The 20,651-nt window shown below is 64.3% G+C and carries 22 protein-coding genes; 12 read left to right on the top strand and 10 right to left on the bottom strand.

The window, feature by feature from the left end:
* Window positions 1-280 precede the first annotated feature (280 nt).
* Together AC1D1B_RS13765 and soxR are read left to right on the top strand one after the other, a co-directional pair.
* Window positions 281-739 (top strand): tRNA (cytidine(34)-2'-O)-methyltransferase, encoded by a 459-nt coding sequence (locus tag AC1D1B_RS13765; protein ID WP_477332942.1) that lies wholly within the window; start codon window positions 281-283, stop codon window positions 737-739.
* Window positions 740-962: 223 nt separating this feature from the next.
* The gene (gene soxR / locus AC1D1B_RS13760) at window positions 963-1,409 is read left to right on the top strand and encodes a redox-sensitive transcriptional activator SoxR (RefSeq protein WP_477332940.1); all 447 of its coding nucleotides are present in this window, start codon (window positions 963-965) and stop codon (window positions 1,407-1,409) included.
* Here the strand turns inward: soxR and AC1D1B_RS13755 are convergent.
* Complete coding sequence (locus tag AC1D1B_RS13755) at window positions 1,406-1,663, bottom strand: hypothetical protein (RefSeq protein ID WP_181061334.1); 258 nt, start codon at window positions 1,661-1,663, stop codon at window positions 1,406-1,408. The genes soxR and AC1D1B_RS13755 overlap by 4 nt on opposite strands.
* A gap of 112 nt (window positions 1,664-1,775) precedes the next feature.
* Here AC1D1B_RS13755 and hemF point away from each other — a divergent pair, with 112 nt between their 5' ends.
* The 3 genes from hemF to AC1D1B_RS13740 all read left to right on the top strand — a co-directional run bounded on the left by hemF (window position 1,776) and on the right by AC1D1B_RS13740 (window position 3,630).
* Window positions 1,776-2,690, top strand: coding sequence for an oxygen-dependent coproporphyrinogen oxidase (gene hemF / locus AC1D1B_RS13750; RefSeq protein ID WP_477332937.1), 915 nt, complete (start codon window positions 1,776-1,778; stop codon window positions 2,688-2,690).
* 259 nt (window positions 2,691-2,949) lie between these two features.
* Window positions 2,950-3,210, top strand: a complete 261-nt coding sequence (locus AC1D1B_RS13745) for a DUF1344 domain-containing protein (protein WP_477332935.1) — start codon at window positions 2,950-2,952, stop codon at window positions 3,208-3,210.
* A gap of 234 nt (window positions 3,211-3,444) precedes the next feature.
* Complete coding sequence (locus AC1D1B_RS13740; RefSeq protein ID WP_454577264.1) at window positions 3,445-3,630, top strand: DUF1059 domain-containing protein; 186 nt, start codon at window positions 3,445-3,447, stop codon at window positions 3,628-3,630.
* Window positions 3,631-3,717: 87 nt separating this feature from the next.
* Here the strand turns inward: AC1D1B_RS13740 and AC1D1B_RS13735 are convergent, their stop codons facing one another.
* From AC1D1B_RS13735 to AC1D1B_RS13725, 3 genes are read right to left on the bottom strand one after another with little or no spacing between them, the layout of a single operon-like run.
* Window positions 3,718-4,989 (bottom strand): CCA tRNA nucleotidyltransferase, encoded by a 1,272-nt coding sequence (locus AC1D1B_RS13735; RefSeq protein ID WP_477332933.1) that lies wholly within the window; start codon window positions 4,987-4,989, stop codon window positions 3,718-3,720.
* The gene (locus tag AC1D1B_RS13730) at window positions 4,986-5,618 is read right to left on the bottom strand and encodes a CoA pyrophosphatase (RefSeq protein ID WP_477333315.1); all 633 of its coding nucleotides are present in this window, start codon (window positions 5,616-5,618) and stop codon (window positions 4,986-4,988) included. Before AC1D1B_RS13730 ends, AC1D1B_RS13735 begins: the two co-directional genes overlap by 4 nt.
* Window positions 5,618-6,247, bottom strand: coding sequence for a DUF1285 domain-containing protein (locus AC1D1B_RS13725; protein ID WP_477333314.1), 630 nt, complete (start codon window positions 6,245-6,247; stop codon window positions 5,618-5,620). Before AC1D1B_RS13725 ends, AC1D1B_RS13730 begins: the two co-directional genes overlap by 1 nt.
* A gap of 201 nt (window positions 6,248-6,448) precedes the next feature.
* On the opposite strand from AC1D1B_RS13725, the gene AC1D1B_RS13720 reads away from it, so the two are divergent.
* The 4 genes from AC1D1B_RS13720 to AC1D1B_RS13705 are packed head-to-tail and all read left to right on the top strand — an operon-like array spanning window position 6,449 to window position 13,281.
* Entirely contained in the window at window positions 6,449-7,453 is a 1,005-nt protein-coding gene (locus AC1D1B_RS13720; protein ID WP_477260657.1) for an AAA family ATPase, read from the top strand.
* Window positions 7,453-8,367: a DUF58 domain-containing protein gene (locus tag AC1D1B_RS13715; RefSeq protein WP_477332931.1), complete on the top strand. Its 915-nt coding sequence runs from the start codon at window positions 7,453-7,455 to the stop codon at window positions 8,365-8,367. The genes AC1D1B_RS13720 and AC1D1B_RS13715 overlap by 1 nt, the downstream gene beginning before the upstream one ends.
* Window positions 8,364-11,189 carry a DUF4159 domain-containing protein gene (locus AC1D1B_RS13710; RefSeq protein WP_477332929.1) on the top strand — a complete coding sequence of 942 codons (2,826 nt, stop codon included), beginning with the start codon at window positions 8,364-8,366 and terminating at the stop codon, window positions 11,187-11,189. Before AC1D1B_RS13715 ends, AC1D1B_RS13710 begins: the two co-directional genes overlap by 4 nt.
* A gap of 4 nt (window positions 11,190-11,193) precedes the next feature.
* Window positions 11,194-13,281: a hypothetical protein gene (locus tag AC1D1B_RS13705; protein ID WP_477332927.1), complete on the top strand. Its 2,088-nt coding sequence runs from the start codon at window positions 11,194-11,196 to the stop codon at window positions 13,279-13,281.
* A 187-nt stretch (window positions 13,282-13,468) separates the two neighbouring features.
* On the opposite strand, the gene clpS is transcribed toward AC1D1B_RS13705, so the two are convergent.
* The 4 genes from clpS to AC1D1B_RS13685 all read right to left on the bottom strand — a co-directional run bounded on the left by clpS (window position 13,469) and on the right by AC1D1B_RS13685 (window position 14,985).
* Window positions 13,469-13,774 (bottom strand): ATP-dependent Clp protease adapter ClpS, encoded by a 306-nt coding sequence (clpS, locus tag AC1D1B_RS13700; RefSeq protein ID WP_181061326.1) that lies wholly within the window; start codon window positions 13,772-13,774, stop codon window positions 13,469-13,471.
* Between the two features lie 132 nt (window positions 13,775-13,906).
* Window positions 13,907-14,254 carry a hypothetical protein gene (locus tag AC1D1B_RS13695; RefSeq protein WP_477332925.1) on the bottom strand — a complete coding sequence of 116 codons (348 nt, stop codon included), beginning with the start codon at window positions 14,252-14,254 and terminating at the stop codon, window positions 13,907-13,909.
* A gap of 163 nt (window positions 14,255-14,417) precedes the next feature.
* Window positions 14,418-14,645, bottom strand: coding sequence for a hypothetical protein (locus AC1D1B_RS13690; RefSeq protein WP_477332923.1), 228 nt, complete (start codon window positions 14,643-14,645; stop codon window positions 14,418-14,420).
* Window positions 14,646-14,682: 37 nt separating this feature from the next.
* Window positions 14,683-14,985, bottom strand: a complete 303-nt coding sequence (locus tag AC1D1B_RS13685) for a hypothetical protein (RefSeq protein ID WP_477332922.1) — start codon at window positions 14,983-14,985, stop codon at window positions 14,683-14,685.
* A 258-nt stretch (window positions 14,986-15,243) separates the two neighbouring features.
* Between AC1D1B_RS13685 and AC1D1B_RS13680 the strand changes: the two genes are divergently transcribed.
* The 3 genes from AC1D1B_RS13680 to AC1D1B_RS13670 all read left to right on the top strand — a co-directional run bounded on the left by AC1D1B_RS13680 (window position 15,244) and on the right by AC1D1B_RS13670 (window position 17,870).
* Complete coding sequence (locus AC1D1B_RS13680) at window positions 15,244-15,960, top strand: response regulator (protein ID WP_477332920.1); 717 nt, start codon at window positions 15,244-15,246, stop codon at window positions 15,958-15,960.
* Window positions 15,957-17,366 (top strand): ATP-binding protein, encoded by a 1,410-nt coding sequence (locus AC1D1B_RS13675; RefSeq protein ID WP_477332918.1) that lies wholly within the window; start codon window positions 15,957-15,959, stop codon window positions 17,364-17,366. The genes AC1D1B_RS13680 and AC1D1B_RS13675 overlap by 4 nt, the downstream gene beginning before the upstream one ends.
* 93 nt (window positions 17,367-17,459) lie before the next feature.
* Window positions 17,460-17,870, top strand: coding sequence for a YciI family protein (locus AC1D1B_RS13670; protein WP_477332916.1), 411 nt, complete (start codon window positions 17,460-17,462; stop codon window positions 17,868-17,870).
* Window positions 17,871-17,897: 27 nt separating this feature from the next.
* On the opposite strand, the gene AC1D1B_RS13665 is transcribed toward AC1D1B_RS13670, so the two are convergent.
* Both AC1D1B_RS13665 and AC1D1B_RS13660 read right to left on the bottom strand, forming a co-directional pair.
* Window positions 17,898-19,367, bottom strand: a complete 1,470-nt coding sequence (locus AC1D1B_RS13665) for a pyridoxal phosphate-dependent decarboxylase family protein (protein WP_477332914.1) — start codon at window positions 19,365-19,367, stop codon at window positions 17,898-17,900.
* A gap of 19 nt (window positions 19,368-19,386) precedes the next feature.
* The gene (locus AC1D1B_RS13660; RefSeq protein WP_477332912.1) at window positions 19,387-20,472 is read right to left on the bottom strand and encodes a PLP-dependent cysteine synthase family protein; all 1,086 of its coding nucleotides are present in this window, start codon (window positions 20,470-20,472) and stop codon (window positions 19,387-19,389) included.
* Window positions 20,473-20,651 lie beyond the last annotated feature (179 nt).

The following is a 20,651-nucleotide window of genomic DNA, read 5'->3' as shown; positions in this document are numbered from 1 at the left end:
AGGATTCCTTCGAAAGCCGAAAACTTGGTTCGGCGGGAATCGGTGCGATCAGATCTCAGAAGTCAGGTAAATCGTCGTACCGAAACCGCCGGCAGGCAGGTAAGCCCACGAGAGGGGCGCTGGATGTGCATGGTCATCATGAAATACCCCTCCATCGGTTCGGGTTGACAATGCGTGCGGTATAATCGACTTCGCAGAAAATGGCCACCCGCAGGTCCAGCAATTTCCAAAACCAGGAGTCCGCTGTGGCCGATCTGCCACTTATTAGAAAGACGCGGAAATGAACTCTCGTCTCCGCATCGCCCTCTACCAACCTGACATCGCCGGCAACACCGGGACAATCCTGCGCTTCGCCGCGTGCCTCGGTCTCGCCGTCGATATCATCGAGCCGGCCGGCTTCCCGCTCTCCGACAAGGCGCTCAAACGAGCCGGAATGGATTACCTCGAAATGGCTGCCCTGACCCGGCATGTCGACTGGAACGCCTTCGAGGACTGGCGCCAAGCGAGCGCGCGCCGGTTGGTGCTGCTGTCGACCAAAGCCACGACCGCCTATACGGCTTTCGCCTTCGCCAAAGGTGACGTTCTTCTGTTCGGTCGCGAATCCGCTGGCGTGCCGGATCCTATCCATCAGGCGGCGGATGCGCGGCTGACGATCCCCATGCAGCCGGGCACGCGCAGCATCAATGTCGCGCTGTCCGTCGCCATGGCCGCCGGCGAAGCCATCCGGCAGCTCGGCTAGAGCAATTCCAGGAAAAGTGCGAAGCGGTTTTCCGTCCGGAATTGCGTCAAGACAAGGACTTAGAGCAGTTAACCGTTTCCGTGAAATGGTGAACTGCTCTAGCGGTTCACCGTCAACTCCCGTCATCTTCGTCCAGGCGCACATCGCCTTCTCCTTCGTTTGCACATCCACGTTTTCTTGGCTACAAGCTCAACTTAAGTTGAGGTCAAGCGGAAAAATCGAGATGGCTCCTGGTGAGGAACTGACGGTTGGCCAGGTGGCCATGCGCAGCGGTGTGGCAGTGTCGGCGCTGCATTTCTACGAGGCGCGCGGGCTGATCCGCAGCCACCGCACGTCAGGCAACCAACGGCGCTATGGCCGCGACGTGCTTCGGCGGGTGGCCATCATCCGGGTTGCCCAGGAGGTCGGCATCTCGCTGGCCGAGATCGGCGCTGCTCTTGAATCATTACCTGAAGGCCGCACGCCGACTCGCGAGGATTGGAATCTGCTTTCAACGGCTTGGCGCGACAACCTCGATCAGAAAATCAGCCAGCTAAAGAAGCTGCGCGACGGCTTGACCGACTGCATCGGCTGCGGCTGCATGTCGATCGACAAATGCCCACTGCGGAACAAGGAAGACCGGTTGAGTGCCCAAGGGCCGGGGGCAAGACGGCTGCTGGTGGAGTCCTAATCCGCCGCCGGCAGCCGCCGTATCGTGAATTCGATGACGTCTCCCGGCCGTTCGAACCAGCTTTCGATCTCGGTCCAGTAGGCCTGCTTGGGAAAGCGTTCGAACCATTCCTTGGCTTTGAGGCGCGCATCCGAGCGCGGCAGGACGAAGGTTTCGCGAAGGAAGCCGTCGCGCGGCATGCGCTCGTGCTCGGCGCGCGAACGGTCGAGCCGCTTCTTCAAGCCATCCAGCGGCGGTCTTGCCGGGGTGCGCATGAAAGAACTCCTGGGGCCTTGACCAGATGACACTTGACCCTTGCCCTTAAGAGATTAGGGATCGCGCCCGGAAAAGACGAGTCCTTTGTCGGCTGAGACCGGAGACCTGATTTTGGAACGACCAGAAATACCGGCAGGCCTTCCCGCCGACATCGAACAGAAGAAGATGAAGGCCAGGCTCTGGTTCGAGACGCTGCGCGAGCGCATCTGCACGACCTTCGAGCAGATCGAACAGGAACTGCAGGGACCGCTGGCCGAATGGTCGCCCGGCCGCTTCGAAAAGACGCCGTGGGAGCGCGACCAGGGCAAGGGCGGCGGCGGCACCATGTCGATGATGCGGGGCCGCGTCTTCGAGAAGGTCGGCGTCCACACCTCGACCGTCTATGGCGAATTCTCGCCCGAATTCAGGAAGCAGATGCCCGGCGCCGAGGAAGACCCGAGCTTCTGGGCATCAGGCATTTCGCTGATCGCGCATCCGTGGAACCCCAACGTCCCTGCCGTGCACATGAACACGCGCATGGTCGTGACATCGCGCCACTGGTTCGGCGGCGGCGCCGACCTGACGCCGGTGCTCGACCGCCACCGCACCGAGGAGGACCCCGATACGGTCGCCTTCCACCGCGCCATGCAGTTCGCCTGCGAGAAGAATGCCGGCGTAGCCGACCACCCCAAATTCAAGGCCTGGTGCGACGAGTATTTCTACCTGCCGCACCGTAACGAGCCGCGCGGCGTCGGCGGCATCTTTTTCGACTGGCTGCATTCAAGCGAGGACAAAGGCGGCTGGAACGCCGATTTGAACTTCGTCCAGGATGTCGGGCGTTCTTTTCTTGTCGTCTACGGCCACCTGGTTCGGGCCCATTTCAACGAAAACTGGACCGACGATGACCGCGACGAACAGCTCATTCGTCGCGGCCGTTACGTCGAATTCAACCTTCTTCACGATCGCGGCACCATCTTCGGCCTGAAGACCGGCGGCAATGTCGCTTCGATCCTGTCCAGCCTGCCCCCCGAGGTCAGGTGGCCGTAAAAATTCGGTGAGCGGAGCGTGAGCCGCAAAGCTGTCCCATTCGCAGAATCTGGGCATGCAATGTGGCAGCTGAACTATCTTTTTCGTCTAATAGGCAATTGAAATAAAAGGCCTATTTGTCGTTTCCGGGCCGGGAAGCGCCGGCGGCCCCCTCAAGAGCAATACAAGGGGTGTCGCGACACGACGCTACCGGACGGCCCTGAACAAGGCGGAGCATTCTCCCAATCGAATGCCCCGCATTTTTCCAGGAGTACTTACCATGCGAAAGCTCATTGTATCGGCAACCGCCGCTGCCCTTCTCGCTTCCGGTTCGATCGCCTTTGCCGCGGTCAAGCACACCACGGGCACGGTCAAGACCTATGATGGAACGGCCATGAGCCTTGTTCTGGACGATGGATCCACCTTTACGCTGCCCAAGACCTTCAAGGATCCTGGCCTGAAGGCCGGCGAAAAGGTCCGCGTTTCCTGGGACATGAGCGGCAAGAACAAAGTTGCCGAGGCAGTCAAGATCATGAAGTGACGGACCGCCCGGAACTAGACCGAGTTGGTCTTTCTCCGGGTCAGCGTAGAGAGGCGGAGCAGCGCTGCTCCGCCTTTTTCACGCCCACGGCAACCAAAACCGCCGAACCGTGTTATGCTTGTTCCCCCATACGTGCCCCCAAACCGACTGCTACGACAGGGCGCGCAACAAAGGTGGCGGAGCTTCGTGTGCCCATGAGAGGCGCAGGCTCCCAGGAGGAAAGGAGAAAATCCCATGAAGGAATTCCATTGCGGCTCGCTGGTTCCCGGCTGCGAGTGGCACACCCGTGCCGACGAGGAGGCCGAGGTCATGCGCCGCGCCGTCGACCACATGCGCGAGACGCATGGCGAAACGATCATCCGCGAGACGATGATCGAAGCGATCCGTTCGCGCATCGAAAAGGTCCGCGACGCGGCCTGAACAAAAGCAATTCCAGGAAAAGTGTGTAGCGCTTTTCCCGGGAAAACGCGTAGCGCTTTCCCCAGGGAATTGCGGCAAGAAGATACCCTACCCGGCCTTCAAGGCCTCCGCGGCGCGCTCAAGCAGCGCGTCGCGATCGAGCGAAAAGCCGGAGCCGATCCATTCCTTTTCAAGGTTTTTCAGGATCGCTCCGAGTTTGGGCCCGGGCGACGCTCCAAGTGCCGTCAGATCGGCGCCCTTGACCGGGAACACCGGTTTTTCCCATTTCAGCGCGAAAGCCAGCAGGCGCGAAAAGCCGCCGGCCTGGATGAGGGCGTCACTGTCCTCGACAGCGCGCGCCCGCGCCGAGGCGAGCGACAGCCGCAGGCGATCGACAAAACCCTGGCGATCGCCAGCATAGAGTTTTTTGGCCAGTTCCGCTTCGCTCGTCTTGGGCTCGACGGAAGCCGCCAGCGCCCAATGCCGCAGGCGATCCGCCTCATTGGTGGAGAGCTTCAGCCGCTCGGCCAGCGTCTTCATCCGCGTGGCATCCGGCGGCACGATCGCCTCCAGCCTGAGCAGCGGGTCCGGTGCCCAGCTCAGATCCTTCTCGGTCTTGGTCAGTCCGTGTATGGCATCGATGCCCCATTTCTCGCTCTCCGGCAGCGCGCTGGTCAGCACGCCGGCCTGGCGCATCCACAGCAGCGCGCGCGACGGGTCTGGGGCCAACAACAACTTCTTCAGTTCGGACCAGATGCGCTCGGCCGAGAGCTGGCCGAGCCCTTCCTTGAGCCGGGCACAGGCTTTCAGCCCGTCGGCATCGGGCCGGCCATCGCCATACCAGGCGAAGAAGCGGAAGAAGCGCAATATGCGCAAATAGTCTTCGCGGATGCGCTGTTCGGCATCGCCGATGAAGCGCAGCCGGCGCGCCTCGATATCGGCGACGCCGCCGACCAGGTCGATGACCGTGCCGTCGGCCTCGGCATAGAGCGCGTTGATGGTGAAGTCGCGCCGTTCGGCGTCGGCCTTCCAGTCGCGCCCGAACGAAACTTTTGCCCGCCGCCCGTCGGTCTCGATATCGGCACGCAGCGTGGTGATCTCATACGGCGTGCCGGCTGCGATCACCGTGACCGTGCCGTGCTCGATGCCGGTCGGCACCGCCTTGAAACCCGCCGCCTCGGCGCGACGGATGGTCTCGTCAGGCAGGCATGTTGTGGCGATATCGATGTCGGCGACCGGCTGGCCGATCAGCGCGTTGCGCACCGCGCCACCGGCGATACGCGCCTGTTCGCCGCCTTGCGCCAGCACGGCAAGCAGCCGTTGCAGATGCTTTTCAGCGAGCCAGTCGGCCCTGCCCGCCAGCGATATCGGATCACTCAAGCATAGAGCCTTTCGTAGAGCGTGCGGATGATGCCGGCGGTGACGCCCCAGATACGCTGGCCACCATAGGGCATCTCGTAGAAGAACCATTCGAGATCGTTCCACATGCGGCTGTCCCTGGTGTGATTGGCCGGATCCATGAGGAAGGAGAGCGGCACTTCGAAGGCGGCATCGACCTCGTCGGCATTGAGCGACAGCGTAAAACCGGGCTTGACGACCGCCAGCACCGGCGCGATGCGATAGCCGCTGCCGGCGACATAATCGGGCATGCGGCCGATGATCTCGATGCGGTCCGGGCCGAGCCCAATCTCCTCGAAGGTTTCGCGCAAGGCCGCTGCTTCCGGTGTCGCATCGGTCGCATCGATGGTGCCGCCGGGGAAAGCCACCTGCCCGGAATGGCTGCGCAGCTTTTCCGCCCGCTTGGTCAAGAGCACGGTCGCATCGCGCCCATGATCGACGACCGGGATCAGCACCGCCGCATCGCGCAAGGCTTTCAGCTGCTTCAGCCGGGGATGACCGGGATTGAAACGATGGTCGCCATAATCGTCGCCGGCATGGGCTTCAGCCTGCGCCGCGACCCGCGCGCGAAAATCCGCTGTGGAAAACGGCGGCGGCGTTACCTGGTCCATCATGCGCTCAGCCGCTTCAGCTTTTCCGCCGGCATGATCGGATAGACCTCGCCTTTCGAACGCACGGCAAACATCGTCCTGCCGTCGATGTCGATTTCCTCGCCATGCTCGACCAACTCGTACATTACCGGCCGCGACACCAGCGCTTCCAGCCGTCCGCGCACCAGCACATAGGGTTTTAGCCCACCGGTCTCGTTCTCGTCGACGAAGCGCAGCGGATGGCCGGGTCCGGCCTCGACGACATCGCCGACATTGGTGCGAAAGGTGATGGTCTGCTCGACGCCGGCGCCGGAAACATCCATTTCGACGGCAATGAACGGCGCGTCGACGACGCGGATGCCGACCCGTTCGACCGGCGTCACCAGATAGGTCCTGCCGTCCTCGTCCTTGCGCAGCACAGTGGAAAACAGCTGCACCAGCGGCATACGGCCGATCGGCGTGCCGAGATAAAACCAGGTGCCGTCCTGTTTGATCTCCATGTCGAGATCGCCGCAAAAGTCGGGATTCCAGCGCTCTACCGGCGCCGCGCCCTTGCCGGCGCGGGTGGCGCGCGAGATCAGCGCCTCCAGGCCGCGCGCCTCTATGGCACCGGTAAGGCTTTGTTCGCGATGTTCGGAGCGCTCCGTCATGGTCACGAAATAGTCACTGTTGTTCCGCTTGTCAGCCTAAGTCTGTGATTTAAGTTGAAATGCAGGCGCCAGGCGAGGCCGAATCGAGGCATTCTGCGGCACTACAATGCATGTCGCCCAGAAGTGTCGAGCGGTTCTGGGTCAACGACATGCATCAAAGAGAATGCAAGCCGGTACTTCCAACACAAGGATCGATGCGGCATGAGCGTGATGGTCAAGGAAAGCCCGATCAGCGAAAAGGACATGATCGCCCAGGCGGAGACGGCGCTGGCCGATATTTCCCGGGTCCGCGATGGCGTCGGCCGCGTCATTTTCGGCCAGGAAGCGGTGGTCGAGCGCACGCTGGTGGCGCTGCTCGCCGGCGGCCATGCGTTGCTGGTCGGCGTGCCTGGCCTTGCCAAGACCAAGCTGGTCGAAACGCTCGGCGTCGTGCTCGGCCTCGATTCGCGCCGCATCCAGTTCACCCCCGACCTGATGCCGTCCGATATTCTCGGCTCTGAGGTGATGGAGCAGGACGAGGCCGGCAAGCGCTCCTTCCGCTTCATCTCCGGCCCGATCTTCGCGCAATTGCTGATGGCCGATGAGATCAACCGCGCCTCGCCGCGCACCCAGTCGGCGCTGCTGCAGGCGATGCAGGAATATCACGTCACCATCGCCGGCGTGCGCCACGACCTGCCGGCGCCCTTCCACGTGCTGGCGACGCAGAACCCGTTGGAGCAGGAAGGCACCTATCCCCTGCCCGAGGCGCAGCTCGACCGCTTCCTGATGCAGGTCGACATCCTCTATCCCGAGATCGAGGCCGAGCGCCGCATCCTCTTGGAAACCACCGGCATCGAGGACGCCAAGGCGCAAAACGTCCTGCAGCCGGCGCGGCTGAGGGAGATCCAGACGCTGATCCGCCGCATGCCGGTGCCAGAGAGCGTCGTCGACGCCATCCTCAAGCTGGTGCGCTCGGCGCGTCCCGGCCAGGGCAATGCCGAGACCGACAAGCATGTCGCCTGGGGTCCAGGCCCGCGCGCCAGCCAGGCGCTGACGCTCTGCGCCCGCGCCCGCGCCCTCTATGACGGACGGCTGGCGCCGTCGGTCGACGATATCCGAGCGCTGGCTGAGCCGGTGCTGCAGCACCGCATGGCGCTGACCTTCGCCGCCCGCGCCGAGGGCACGACCGTGCGTGACGTGGTGGCGAAACTGGCCAAAGGCATCTGATGGCGCGTATCGGCGAAGTCCAGACACCGGCAGCGACGCGCGACGCGCTCGCCAGAGGCCGGTTGCGGGCTTCGCTGGTGCCGGACCTGCTGGTCGAGGCGCGCCGCATCGTCAACACCGTGATCGCCGGCTGGCATGGCCGCCGCAAGCGTGGCATCGGCGAGAATTTCTGGCAGTTCCGCCCCTATGTCGAAGGTGATTCCTCACGCATCGACTGGCGCCGTTCGGCCCGCGACGACCATACCTATGTGCGCGACCGCGAATGGGAGGCTGCCCATACGGTGTGGTTGTGGGCCGACCCCTCGCCTTCGATGCTCTACAAATCGACCGGCGCCAGCGTTTCCAAGGAATCGCGTGCACTGGTGCTGGCGCTGGCCATGGCCGAACTGTTGTCGCGCAGTGGCGAGCGCATCGCCTGGCCGGGTCTGACCGACCCGTTCACCGCCCGCAACGGCGCCGAGCGCATCGCAGCGCAATTGATGCACGCCGCCGATCCGCCGGCAAAGCCTGACCTGTCCGCCATCCGCCGCTTCTGCGACATCGTTATCGTCAGCGATTTTCTCGATCCGGTCGAGGAGACCATGGCCTGGCTCGACGTGCTGGCGCGTCATGGCGTGCGCGCGCATCTGATCGAGGTTGCCGACCCGGCCGAGGAGACCTTCCCCTATGCCGGCCGCACCGAATTCACCGATCCCGAGACCGGCGACAAGCTGACCGCTGGCCGCGCCGAAATGCTCGGCGACGAATACCGCCTGCTCTACACCGCCCGCCGCCAGGAGCTGGCCGGCTGGTGCAAGCGGCTCGGCTGGAGCTATACCGTCAACCACACGGATCGCCTCGCCTCCGAGGCGCTGGTGCGCATCCATATGGCGATGACCGCCGATGGTGCGTTCGCCGGAAAGGCCGGCGCATGAGCTGGCTGCCGCTCTCCTTTGGCGCTCCCATGGTGTTGTGGGGCCTGTTGGCGCTGCCGGTGATCTGGTGGCTGCTCAGGCTGACGCCGCCCAAACCGCAGACGGAAGTGTTTCCACCGCTGAAGATCCTCGCCCGCGTGCTGAAGCGCGAGGAGACGCCGCAGCAGAGCCCGTGGTGGCTGACGCTGCTGCGGCTGCTGATGGCAGCCCTTGTCGTCGCGGCACTGGCCGAACCCGTCTTCAACCCGCGCGAAAAGCTGCCGGCCGAGGGTGCTGCCCTAGCGCTGGTCATCGACAACGACTGGGCAAGTGCCGCCGATTGGGGCAAGCGCGTCGCCACCGCGCAACGGCTGATCGCCGATGCCGGTTCGAACGGCGTGCCGGTCGTCATCGCTTTCACCGCCGAAAAGCCGAATGCCGAGATCGGCCCCTTCGACGCCGCTGCGGCCCTCGACCGGCTGCGCGCGGCAAAACCGCGCCCAATCCCGACCGACCGCCCCGCCGTCTATTCCCGCGTCGCCGGCGTGCTGGAGACCTTGCCCGGCGCCAGCGTTGCCGTGCTGGCCGACGGCCTCGCGGCCAAAGGCGACGAGGCCGCCTTCAACACGCTGTTGTCGAAAAATGCCGCCCGTGTCGTCTGGGCCAGTTCCGACCGGCTGGCGCTGACCGGGCTGACCGGCGCCGAAAACCAGGTCGACGGCTTCGCCCTGACCGCCGTCCGCGCGCCGGGCGATCCGGCGCCGGCACAGGTCACCGCCGGCGCCTTCGACGATAAGGGCCGCCGCATCGCCGATGCGACGCTAACTTTCGCCCCCGGCGAAACCACCGCCACCGGCACAATGGCGGTTCCGTTCGAACTGCGCAACGACTTCGCCTCGATCGCCCTCGATGGCGAGCGCCAGGCAGGTGCGGTGCGCGTGCTCGACGAAAGCTCGAAGCGCCGACGCGTCGGGCTGTTGTCGCAGGCCGAAGCAGACCAGGCGCAGCCGCTTCTGTCGCCGCTCTACTATATCAGGCGCGCGCTGCAGCCCTTCGCCGATCTGGTCGAACCGTCGAGCGCCGACCTCGCCGACGCCATCCCGCAGCTCCTCGACCAGAAGCCGGCGATGATCGTCATGGCCGATATCGGCACCATTCCGCCGCAGGTCCGTCAGCGGCTGGTCGATTGGGTCGACAATGGCGGCACACTGGTGCGCTTCGCCGGGTCGCGGCTGGCCGCCGCCGGCAATGACGACGATCTTCTGCCAGTCAGGCTGCGCACCGGCGAGCGTTCGCTCGGTGGCTCCTTGTCATGGACGACGCCGCAGGCGGTCACTGAATTTCCCAAGAACGGCCCCTTTGCCGACCTTGCCCCGCCGGCGGAAGTCACGGTGAGCCGTCAAGTCCTGGCCGAGCCGACACCCGACATCGTCGAGCGCACCTGGGCAACGCTTGCCGACGGCACCCCACTGGTGACCGGGCTGAAAAAGGGCAAGGGCACGCTGGTGCTGTTCCACGTCACCCCGGAAGCGACATGGTCGACGCTGCCGATCTCCGGCAGCTTTGTCGAGATGCTGCGGCGCATCGTGCAGCTATCGCGCAACCAGGGGGCAGCGGTCGCCAACGCCGAAGCCGCAGCCACTTCGCTGGCGCCCTACCGCATGATCGCGGCCGACGGCACGCTGGTGCCGCCGACGCCGGATGCACGGCCGCTGGTGCCCGTCGCCGGCCCGCTGCCGGTGACGTTCGAGAACCCGCCCGGCCTCTACGGCTCGGAAACCGGCGTGTTCGCCCACAATCTGCTCGATCCGGCCACAGCCTTCGCGCTCTTGGTACGCCCGCAATTCACGGTGCCGGTGACCAATATCCAATATGCTTTCGATGAGTCGCGCGACCTCAAGGGTCCGCTGGTCACCGCGGCGCTGGTGCTCATGCTGCTCGACACGCTGGCGGTGTTCTGGATGGGCGGTCTGTTGTCGCGCCGGCCGCGCCGCGCCCGCTCGGCCGCCGCAACGACCGCTGCGCTGCTGCTCGCCCTCGGCATGCTGTTTGGCCATGCCGACCTCGCCCGCGCCGACGATGCCAAACCGGGCGACGCCGCGGCAATCGAGGACATTGCCAAAACCCGCATCGCCTATGTGCTGACCGGTGTGCCGGGCGACGATTCGATCAGCCGCGCCGGGCTCGAAGGGCTGACCCGCTTCCTGATCGAGAAGACCGCGCTCGAGCCGGGCGCGCCGGCGGGCGTCGACATCTCGAAGGACGAACTGTCCTTCTATCCGCTGATCTACTGGCCGATCGACCCTTCGGCGCCGATGCCGAGCGAAGCCGCGATCGCCCGCATCGACGCCTATATGCAGCAGGGCGGCACGGTTCTGTTCGACACCCGCGACCAGTTCGCCAACGGCATCGGCCCCGATTCGGCGAGCCCGGCGACCGAGCGGTTGCGCGACATCCTCGGCAATCTCAACGTGCCGCCGCTGGAGCCGGTGCCGGCCGACCATGTGCTGACCAAATCCTTCTTCATCCTGCCCGAATTTCCCGGCCGCTTCGCCGGCAGCCCGCTCTGGGTGGAAGCCTCGCTCGACGCCAGCAATGCCGAAAACCGGCCGGTGCGCGTTGGCGACGGTGTCTCGCCGATCCTGATCACCGCCAATGATTTTGCCGGCGCCTGGGCTGTCGATGAGAATGGCGATCCGCTTTTGCCGACGGTGCCGTCGGACCCGATGCAGCGCATCTATGCGCTGCGCGCCGGCGTCAACATCATGATGTACATGCTGACCGGCAACTACAAATCCGACCAGGTGCACGTGCCCATCCTGCTCGAACGGTTGGGGCAGTAAGATCATGAACTGGTCGATCTCCTTCGAACCGCTGCTGTCCTGGCCCTTGCTGGCTTTGGTGCTAGTACCTCTGCTGTTGCTGGCGGCAGTCGGCCTGTGGTTTCGCCAGCGCGGCGCGATCTTCCGCTTTGCAGCACTTCTTGCGCTGGGTGCTGCGCTGCTCAACCCGGTGTTCCTCGATGAGGAGCGCGAGGCGCTGAAAAGCGTCGTTGCCGTCATCGTCGACCGCAGCCAGAGCCAGGACATAGGCGACCGAACCAAACAGACTGACGAAGCGCTGGCCGGATTGCAGCAGCGCCTTGGCCGCTTCAAGCAGTTCGACGTGCGCGTCGTTGAGGCCGGCAAATCGGAAGCCGCGGACGAGCGCACCGAGACCAAGCTTTTCGCAGCACTCGAAGGCGCCTTCCGCGACGTGCCTCCCTCGCGCATCGGTGGCGCCATCATGATCACCGACGGCGAGGTGCATGATGCGCCGCCCGCCGCGCCCGACTTCAACGCCCCGCTGCACGCGCTGATCACCGGCGACGAGCATGAGAAGGACCGCCGCATCCGCTTCGAGAATGCGCCGCGCTTCGGCCTCGTCGGCAAGCCGCTCGACATGACCTACCGCGTCATCGCCACCGACGGCGAAACCGGCCCGGTCGATGTCCGCGTCTCCGTCAATGGCGAGCAGGTCGCGGTCGAAGAAGCGACCATCGGCCAGGCCATGCCGCTGCAAGTGACCATTCCAGGCGCCGGCCGCAACATCGTCGAGCTCTCCATCGACCGCGAGCCGGGCGAGCTGACCGACGCTAACAACCGCGCCATCGCGCTGATCGACGGCATTCGCGAAAACCTGCGCGTGCTCTTGGTTTCCGGCGAGCCGCACGCCGGCGAGCGCACCTGGCGCAATCTGTTGAAGTCCGACGCCTCTGTCGATCTCGTCCATTTCACCATTTTGCGGCCGCCGGAAAAGCAGGACGGCACGCCGATCAACGAATTGTCGCTGATCGCCTTCCCGACGCGCGAATTGTTCGTCGAGAAGATCAAGGATTTCGATCTCATCATCTTCGACCGCTACCAGCACCGCGATGTGCTGCCGATCCTCTATTACGACTACATCTCCGAATATGTCGAAAAGGGCGGCGCGCTGTTGATCGCCGCCGGACCGGAATATGCCGGCGACGCCTCGATCGCCCGCACGCCGCTGATGTCGTCATTGCCGGCGATGCCGACCGGCGAAGTCATCGACAAAGCCTTCTATCCCCGCCTCACCGATCTCGGCCAGCGTCATCCGGTGACGCGCGGCCTCGACGGCTCAGCCTCCGAGCCGCCACACTGGAGTCGCTGGTTCCGCACCATCGGCGTCCAGAATCCCGAAGGCGAAGTGGTGATGAAGGGCGCCGACAACCGGCCGCTGCTTCTGCTCGACCGCAAGGGCGAAGGTCGCGTCGGCATGCTTCTGTCCGATCAGGGCTGGCTATGGGCGCGCGGCTTCGAGGGCGGCGGCCCGCATGTCCAGCTTTACCGCCGCATCGCCCACTGGCTGATGAAGGAACCCGAGCTCGAGGAAGAGCGGCTGACCGCCGGCGGCCGCGGCATGGTGCTGGAAATCCGCCGCCAGACGATGAGTGACGATCCCGGCCCGGCCCAGGTCATCACCCCGTCGGGCAAGGCACTGATCGTCAGGTTGGAGAAATCCGAACCCGGCGTCTTCCTCGGCAGCATCGAGACCAAGGAAATCGGTCTCTACCAGATCGGCAATGGTGACCTGACCGCCCTTGCCCATGTCGGCCCGGTCAATGCGCCGGAATTCTCCGACGTCATCTCCACCGAAAACCGGCTGAAGGCTCCGGCGGAAGCCACCGGCGGCAGCGTGCGCCGGCTGGCGGCGTCCTCCACCCTTGGCCAGCTCACCGGCGGCGTCACTTTGCCCTCCATCGTCCCGGTCCGCGCCTCCGGCGCCGCCTCGGGCGCAGACTGGATCGGCCTGCGCAGCACCGACGACAGCGTGCTGAAAGCAGTCTCGCGCGTGCCGCTGTTCGGCGGCTTCCTCGGCCTCGGCCTGCTGCTCCTGGCGATGGGCGCGATGTGGTATCGCGAGGGACGATAAGAGCCTCTTCCTTCTCCCCGTTCACGGGGAGAAGGTGCCCGAAGGGCGGATGAGGGGCAGCGCCAACCTTAATGACTAGCAATCCTCTACGACATACCATCCAAACTATTGTCACCCTCCGGCGCCGCCCCTCATTGTCCTGCCGGACATTTCTCCCCGTATAGTGACGGGGAGAAAGACGCTGGACCTACTCCTCCGGCTCCGTCGTAAACAGCAGCGGATAGCCTTTGGCCTTGCCGGCATCGGTGGCCCGCGTCGCCTTGGTCTCGGCGACATCCCTGGTGAACACGGCCACGACGCAGACGCCGCGCTGGTGCGCGGTGATCATCACCCGGTGCGCCTGGTCTTCGCTGAGCTTGAACTCGCCCTTCAGCACCGTCACCACGAATTCGCGCGGCGTGAAATCGTCATTGATGAGAATGACCTTGTAGAGCTTGGGCCGCTCGGTCTGCGGCTTGGTCTTGGTGCGGGGCTTGGAGGTGATTTCAGGCATGGGGAACCGGCATTGCGCAAGGGTCGCTCTCACTTTGTCATGGGGGAAAGCAGTCGTCCATTTTGATCGGCGCGCGAAACCGGCTTCCCGGCGGCACAGCCGTTCACAAATTTAGGAACTGTCTGCTGCGGTTCAACGGCCCTGGCGGTCTGCGATGCGACGAGCCTGGAATTGCCGTGCGCTGGATGTCGCATCCGGCCTCGATCCGGCCGCCCGTCGCTCCATCCAGGCGGCCGCGAGCCAGCCGAGAAAGCAGGCCAACGCTCCGCCGGTGAGCACGGCAAGCAGCAGGCTCTGCCATGGTGTGATGTATTGCCAGTTGCTGGAGATCGCCGGCGCAAACAGCGACGGCTCGGTGCGCCCGCTCACCGGATCAGGAACCGGGCTGGCGGTAAACTGGATCAGCACCCTGACCACAGCCGAGGCCACAAGGCCGCCGATGGCCATCGAGCGTAGAATGGATGAAAGCCGCTTTTTCATGCGGGCTGTCCTATCGGACCGGCATTGCAAACGGGTTAAAGTCCTGGGTGGCCGGCACCCATCGACGGGATAATCATGCTCGTCAGGTACGACAAGGCCGCTCCAGCCGGGGGGTATGGCTGGAGCGGCCTTGTTACAGACAACCCTGTCGGGCTGGTCTGGATCAGGCCTTCGGGGCGTCCTTCTTGACGACCTTCTTGTGCTTCTTGTGCTTCTTGACGGGCTTCTTGGCGACGACCTTCTTCACCGGGGGCTTGGCGGTCGTGGTCGCCGGAGCGGCCGTCGAGGCAGCCGGAGCAGCGGTCGTGGTGGCAGCGGCATTGCCCAGAGCCGGCATCGCGAAAGCGAGAGCGACGGCGAGACCGGTGGCGGAGAGGATGGACTTTTTCATGGCTTCATTTCCTTTTTTGTGCGGGTCGGTTTGAGTGTCACTGAACCGGGTCGATCGGTGTCACTCCAAGCAGCTTCAAAGCGTTCGCGAGCATCCGGATACCCTGTGCCTGTTTCTTGTTGGCGCAGAACCGGTTTCCCTTTCTTTGCAGTGCTTTCGCCGCGGTGACCTGCGTTGCCGCGGCATGGGTTTCGAGGGCTTCGTCTACCTGGCGATTGAGATCGATGCAGCGCTCGTTCCTTGTGATCGGCGTCACCTTTGCGCTGGCGGCTGCGACCGCGGCCGTGACGAGCGAAATGCTGAACAGCGCACCCATCAAGCTGATCGTGAACCTGTGCATCGGTAATGTCCGTTACTCCGGAGACTAGCGTCGCAGCCGATGACCTGACCGCCACGGCACCGTTTATGCCCTTGATTTTTTTCGGAAGTTTTTCCGAACTATAGAATTTTGTTTCTGGATTGTTTCTGGCAAATCGGCTGAAGACACGATCGTCTCCGCTGGCCAACATCTGGCCAGAATTCTATCGTGTGGGTGACGTCGCCAAAGCAGACTCAGAAAGGCAGCCGCCGACCGGCCGCCAGCAATGACAGGATCGCCGTGAAATCCGATGCGCACATACTGATCGTCGACGACGACAAGGGAATTCGCGACCTGCTTCAGGAATTCTTCCAGAAGCGCGGCCTGCGCACCACGGTTGCCGCCGATGGCATCGAGATGGACGACATCCTGCGCCGCACGCAGGTCGACCTAATCGTTCTCGATGTGATGCTGCCTGGAAAGAGCGGGCTGGAACTCTGCCGCGACCTGCGTGCCAGCTACTCGACGCCGATCATCATGCTGACGGCGGTTACCGAGACCACCGACCGCGTGGTCGGGCTGGAGATGGGCGCCGACGATTATGTACCGAAGCCCTTCGATCCGCGCGAACTCCTCGCCCGCATCCGCGCCGTGCTGAGGCGCAATGGTGCTTCAGAGCCGAAGCGCGCCACCACCAAGCAGATCTATCATTTCGCCGGCTGGACGATGGACTGCTCGCGCCGCCGGCTGATGGCGCCTGGCGACGTCAGGGTCGAACTGACCATGGCGGAGTTCAACCTGTTGCAGACCTTCGTCAAGAGCGCGCAGCGCGTGCTCACGCGCGACCAGCTCATCGAGCTTTCCGGCGGCGACAGCGACTATTCCTTCGACCGCAGCATCGACATTCTGGTCAGCCGTCTCAGGCGCAAGATGGAAGACGACCCCAAGACGCCGAAACTGATCCTGACCGTGCGCAGCGGCGGCTACCAGTTCCTGCCCGAGACCACCTCCGAATGAGACGCCTGCTGCCGCAAACCCTGCCGGTCTGGGTTTTGCTCATCGTCATTGCCGGCCTGCTGATAAGCCAGGTCGCGACGCTCTATATCGTCTCGCGCGACCGTGCCGTCGCCAATGACGAGGTCGATCTCTACCGGCTCAACGACCGCGCCTATTCGCTGGTGCAGCTGATGCATGACGATACGCCCGAGCAGCGCAAGCTGACGGCGTCCGGCCTGTTCAATGCCACCTATGCGCTCACCGTTTCGGACACGCCCGCCGTCACCTCATCGATCGCCGGCGACGACGAACTGGCCGAGCTCGAGGACATTCTGGTCGGACGACTGTCGAAATTCGGCATCACCGACGCACGCGTCCGGCGCGATCCGGCATCGCAGGCAGCCAACGCCCCTGGCGGCGTGGTGCTCACCAAGGATGTCGGCGCGGTGGAGCGTGACCTCTTGGGATTGGCGGCCAGCTTCGCCCAAAGCGACAAGCTGACGGCATCTGTCCGCTTCGCCGACGGCCAATGGCTGAACTTCACCGAGCCCAACACGCCGGTCGGGCCGATATTGAGCTTCGACAGCCTGCCGCTCTATTCGCTGATCGCGGCCTTGGTGGTGATCATGTCGATCTGGTCGCTGCGCCGGCTGACGGCGCCCTATCGGATGATGGAAACAGCGGTCAACCGAATCGGCACGGATCTGAAGAGCCCGCCGATCGCCGAGACCGGCAGCCGCGAAATCCGCGCCGCGGCCAAGGCCGTCAACGCCATGCAGGTCCGGCTGCGCGACTATGTCGAGGACCGCGAGCATTTGGCCGCCGCACTCGCCCACGATCTGCGCACGCCGCTGACCCGCATGCGGCTGCGCCTCGAACTGTTGCGCAAGTCGACGGCGCGCGAGGCGCTCGCCCACGACCTCGCCGACATCGAGAGCATCGCCAGCTCCGTCATCGACTTCGCTACCTTCGAAGTCACCGAGGAGAAGAGCGAGCGCATCGATTTCTGGTCGCTGGTGGAATCGATCGCCGACGGTTTCGAAGACGTCTCGTTCGACCATGACGGCGCCAGGCCGCGTGGCATGATCTGCATGGCGCGGCCGGTGGCGCTGAAGCGCTGCGTCAACAATCTGGTCCAGAATGCCGTGACCTACGGCAAGAAAGCCCATCTCAGCCTGCGGCAGTCGGACGGCACGATCACCCTGGTCATCCGTGACGAAGGACCGGGCATTCCGCAGGCGCAGCTCGATCAGGTGTTCGGTTCCTTCGTGCGGCTGGAACAATCACGCAACCGTCAGACCGGCGGTCTCGGCCTCGGCCTGACGATTGCCCGCAACATCGCCCGCGGCGCCGGCGGTGAAGTCAATCTCTCCAATCATCCCGGCGGCGGCCTGCAGACGGAACTGCGCCTGCCGTTGGCGGCATAAGGCAGCAGACTACCGTCTCGATGGGCACCGGGGCTGGATCAGCCAACCCAACCTTGCAATAGTGCGGCCGCTCGAACAGGAGGAGATCGCCGCATGTTTTACGCCATCCTGGCCTATCACGTCGAACAGACCATCCAGTCCCTGACGCCGCAGCAGGATGCGGCGCTGATGCACGACCTGCTCGAGGTCAATGCCAGGCTGACCCGTGAGGGCAAGCTTGGGCCGGCGGCAAGGCTGGGCGCGACCGCTGACGCCGTCACGCTGCGCGGCCCGGGCGAAGGCATCGTCATCGACGGTCCGTTTGCCGAGACCAAGGAGCAATTGCTGGGTTTGTATGTCCTCGACTGCGCCACGCAGGAGGCGGCGATCGCGGCCGCGCGCGACTTGCGTCGCGTGAACCCCTCGGCAGTCTACGAAATCCGACCGATCACATTCTACGTTCCCGGCGTGACGTTCCCCGCCACGGAAGGCGGGGACGATTTCAAGGAGACCGCCAGCGGCTGAGAGCCGCCTGCCCGACCGCATGGCCGGTCAGGCAGAAGCGAGCTCGTTGCCCAAGCGTACTGTCTCTGCGACCAGAAGCTCAAGGTCCTCACGCCGGGTCCGGTGATTGTTGATCGCTACTCGTAGGCAATGCCGGCCTTGCACCGTCGTGTCGGAAATCGCGGCGATGCCGTCTTCCTGCAGCCGCAGCATGATCTCGGTGTTGAGCGCCTTCGCGCGCTCGCCATCGAGCCCGCCCGCACGATAGCGAAAACAGACGATATTGATGCTGGTCGGCGCCGTCACCTCGAGCGCCGGTTCAGCCTCGATCAGGCTCGCGAGATAGTGCCCCTGAGCAATGTTCTGGTCGATCAGGCGGCCGAATTTTTCGACGCCGTGTTCCCGCAGCGCCATCCACACTTTGAGCGCCTTGAAGCCACGTGACGTCTGCAGGCCGTAATCGTGCAGCCATTGCCCCGAGGCGAGGCCGCGCGGCGTCGATTCCAGATATTCCGGCGTCACCGCGAAGGTCTTGCGATGCGCCGAGGCATCCCTGACCAGCGCGCAGCCTGCCTCGAACGGTGCATGCAGCCATTTGTGCGGATCGAGCGCGATGGAATCGGCCCATTCGAGGCCGGCAACGCGGTGCGCATTCTGTGGCGCAATCGCGATCAATGCACCGATGCAGCCATCGACATGGAACCAGAGGTCCTCCTCATGCGCCAGTTTTGCCAGCGCCTGCAGATCGTCGATCGCGCCGGTGTTCACCGTACCTGCATTGCCGATGATGCAGGCCGGCTTGAACCCGGCCGCGCGATCTTCGGCAATCGCCGCCCGCAAAGCCTGGATGTCGATGCGCAGGCTGGCATCGCTGGCAATCCGGCGCAGCGCCTTGTTGCCGAGGCCGAGTGCCTCCATGCCCTTGCGATGGCAGGAATGGATCTGGTCCGATCCATAGAAACGCAACGGCTTTTCGATTGCTGCCACACCATGCTCGCGCACGTCGATGCCGGCCTTTGTGTTGCGCGCCACGGTCAGCCCGATGATGTTGGCCATCGAGCCGCCGCTGACCAGCGTGCCGCTGGCTGAAGCCGGCATGCCGGTCATCTGCTTGCACCAGTCGACCACCTGGCCGTCCATCAGGGCGGCCGCATGGTTGCCGCCGCCGAGATTGGAGCCCTGGATTGCCGCCAGGAAATCGCCGAGCGCACCGGTGAAGTTGCTCGACCCCATATACCAGGACCAGAAGCGCGGATGGATGTTGCCCATCGGATAGGGCATCACCTTGTCGACGACATCGCCATAGATGTCGGCAAGCGGTGTCGGCGATTGCGGCAGCGACGCGGTGAAGAAGTCCCTCACATCTCCAGGCATCTCCTGCCACACCGGCCGTTGCCTGACATCGCGCAAATAGGCGACGGCATCGTCAACGATCCGATGCGACAGGCTCTGCACATCGGCCCAGTCCGAGGGGTCAAGCGTTTCCTCGGCAACCGAGGTGACAGGCATCGCGTCCATGCAGATTGCTCCCGCGCCATCATGCCGGGAACTGGCAGCCGGGCGTCGAGCGCGAAAGAGCAAGCTCATCCGCATTCATCTCGGCCTCGATGCCATCGAACAGCGGCGTCGTCATGTAGCGTTCGCCGGTATCGGGAAGCATGCACAGGATCACCGATCCGGCCGGTGCCGTGCCGGCGATCTGGCGCGCAACGGCAAAAGCCGAGCCACCGGAAATGCCGGTGAAGATGCCCTCCTGCTGCGCCAGCGCCTTGGCCCATTTCATGCCCTCCGGCCCGGCGATCGGCATCACCTCGTCATAGAAGTTGCCATCGATCGCTTCCTGCAGGACGTTCGGGATGAAGTCCGGCGTCCAGCCCTGGATCGGGTGCGGCTCGAAGGCCGGATGGCTGGCGGCCGGCGCGCCGCCGGCGCCGCGCACCTGGGGCTTGCCGCTGCCGACAAGCTGGGCGTTGGCAGGTTCGGTGAGCACGATCCGGGTCTCCGGCCGCTCGCGGCGCAGCACCCGCGCCACGCCGGCGACGGTGCCGCCGGTGCCGTAGCCGGTGACGAAATAGTCGAGCCGCGAGCCGGCGAAATCATTGATGATCTCGCGTCCCGTGGTTGCTTCATGAATATCGGCGTTGGCCTTGGTCTCGAACTGCCGGGCCAGGAACCAACCATTGGCTTCGGCCAGTTCCACCGCCTTGTTGTACATGCCGAAACCTTTCTCGGCGCGCGGCGTCAGCACCACCTTGGCGCCCAGCATGCGCATCAGCTTGCGGCGCTCGACCGAAAAGCTGTCGGCCATCGTCACCACCAGCGGATAGCCCTTCTGCGCGCAGACCATGGCAAGGCCGATGCCGGTGTTGCCGCTGGTCGCCTCGACGATCGTCTGTCCAGGCTTGAGCGCGCCGCTGCGCTCGCCTTCCTCGATGATGTTGAGCGCCAGCCGGTCCTTCACCGACGCCGCCGGATTGAAGAACTCGGCCTTGACGTAGATGGTGGCGTGCGCCGGGCCGAGATTGTTGACGCGGATGACCGGCGTGTCGCCGACCGTGTCGAGAATGCTGTCGAACAGGCGGCCGCGGCCGGCCGTGGTTCTGATTTTCTGCTTGTGCAACATGGATAGCTCCTGGTTTTGCTCACGGGCCGGTTACAAACCGGCGGTTTGGGCGACGAGGTTTCGACACCTTGCCGCACTACAGGTCCTTGACGTGCCGCAATGTGGTAAACACCACATTCGGCGCGCAATTTTGCGAGCCGGTGCACTTTGTCGTGGTCGGTGATAAAGCAGGGGCCGGC

Source organism: Mesorhizobium sp. P2_C5_2, from assembly GCF_056404535.1.
Note: the sequence above shows the minus strand (reverse complement) of the source record. Positions and strands in the feature narration are given on the sequence as shown.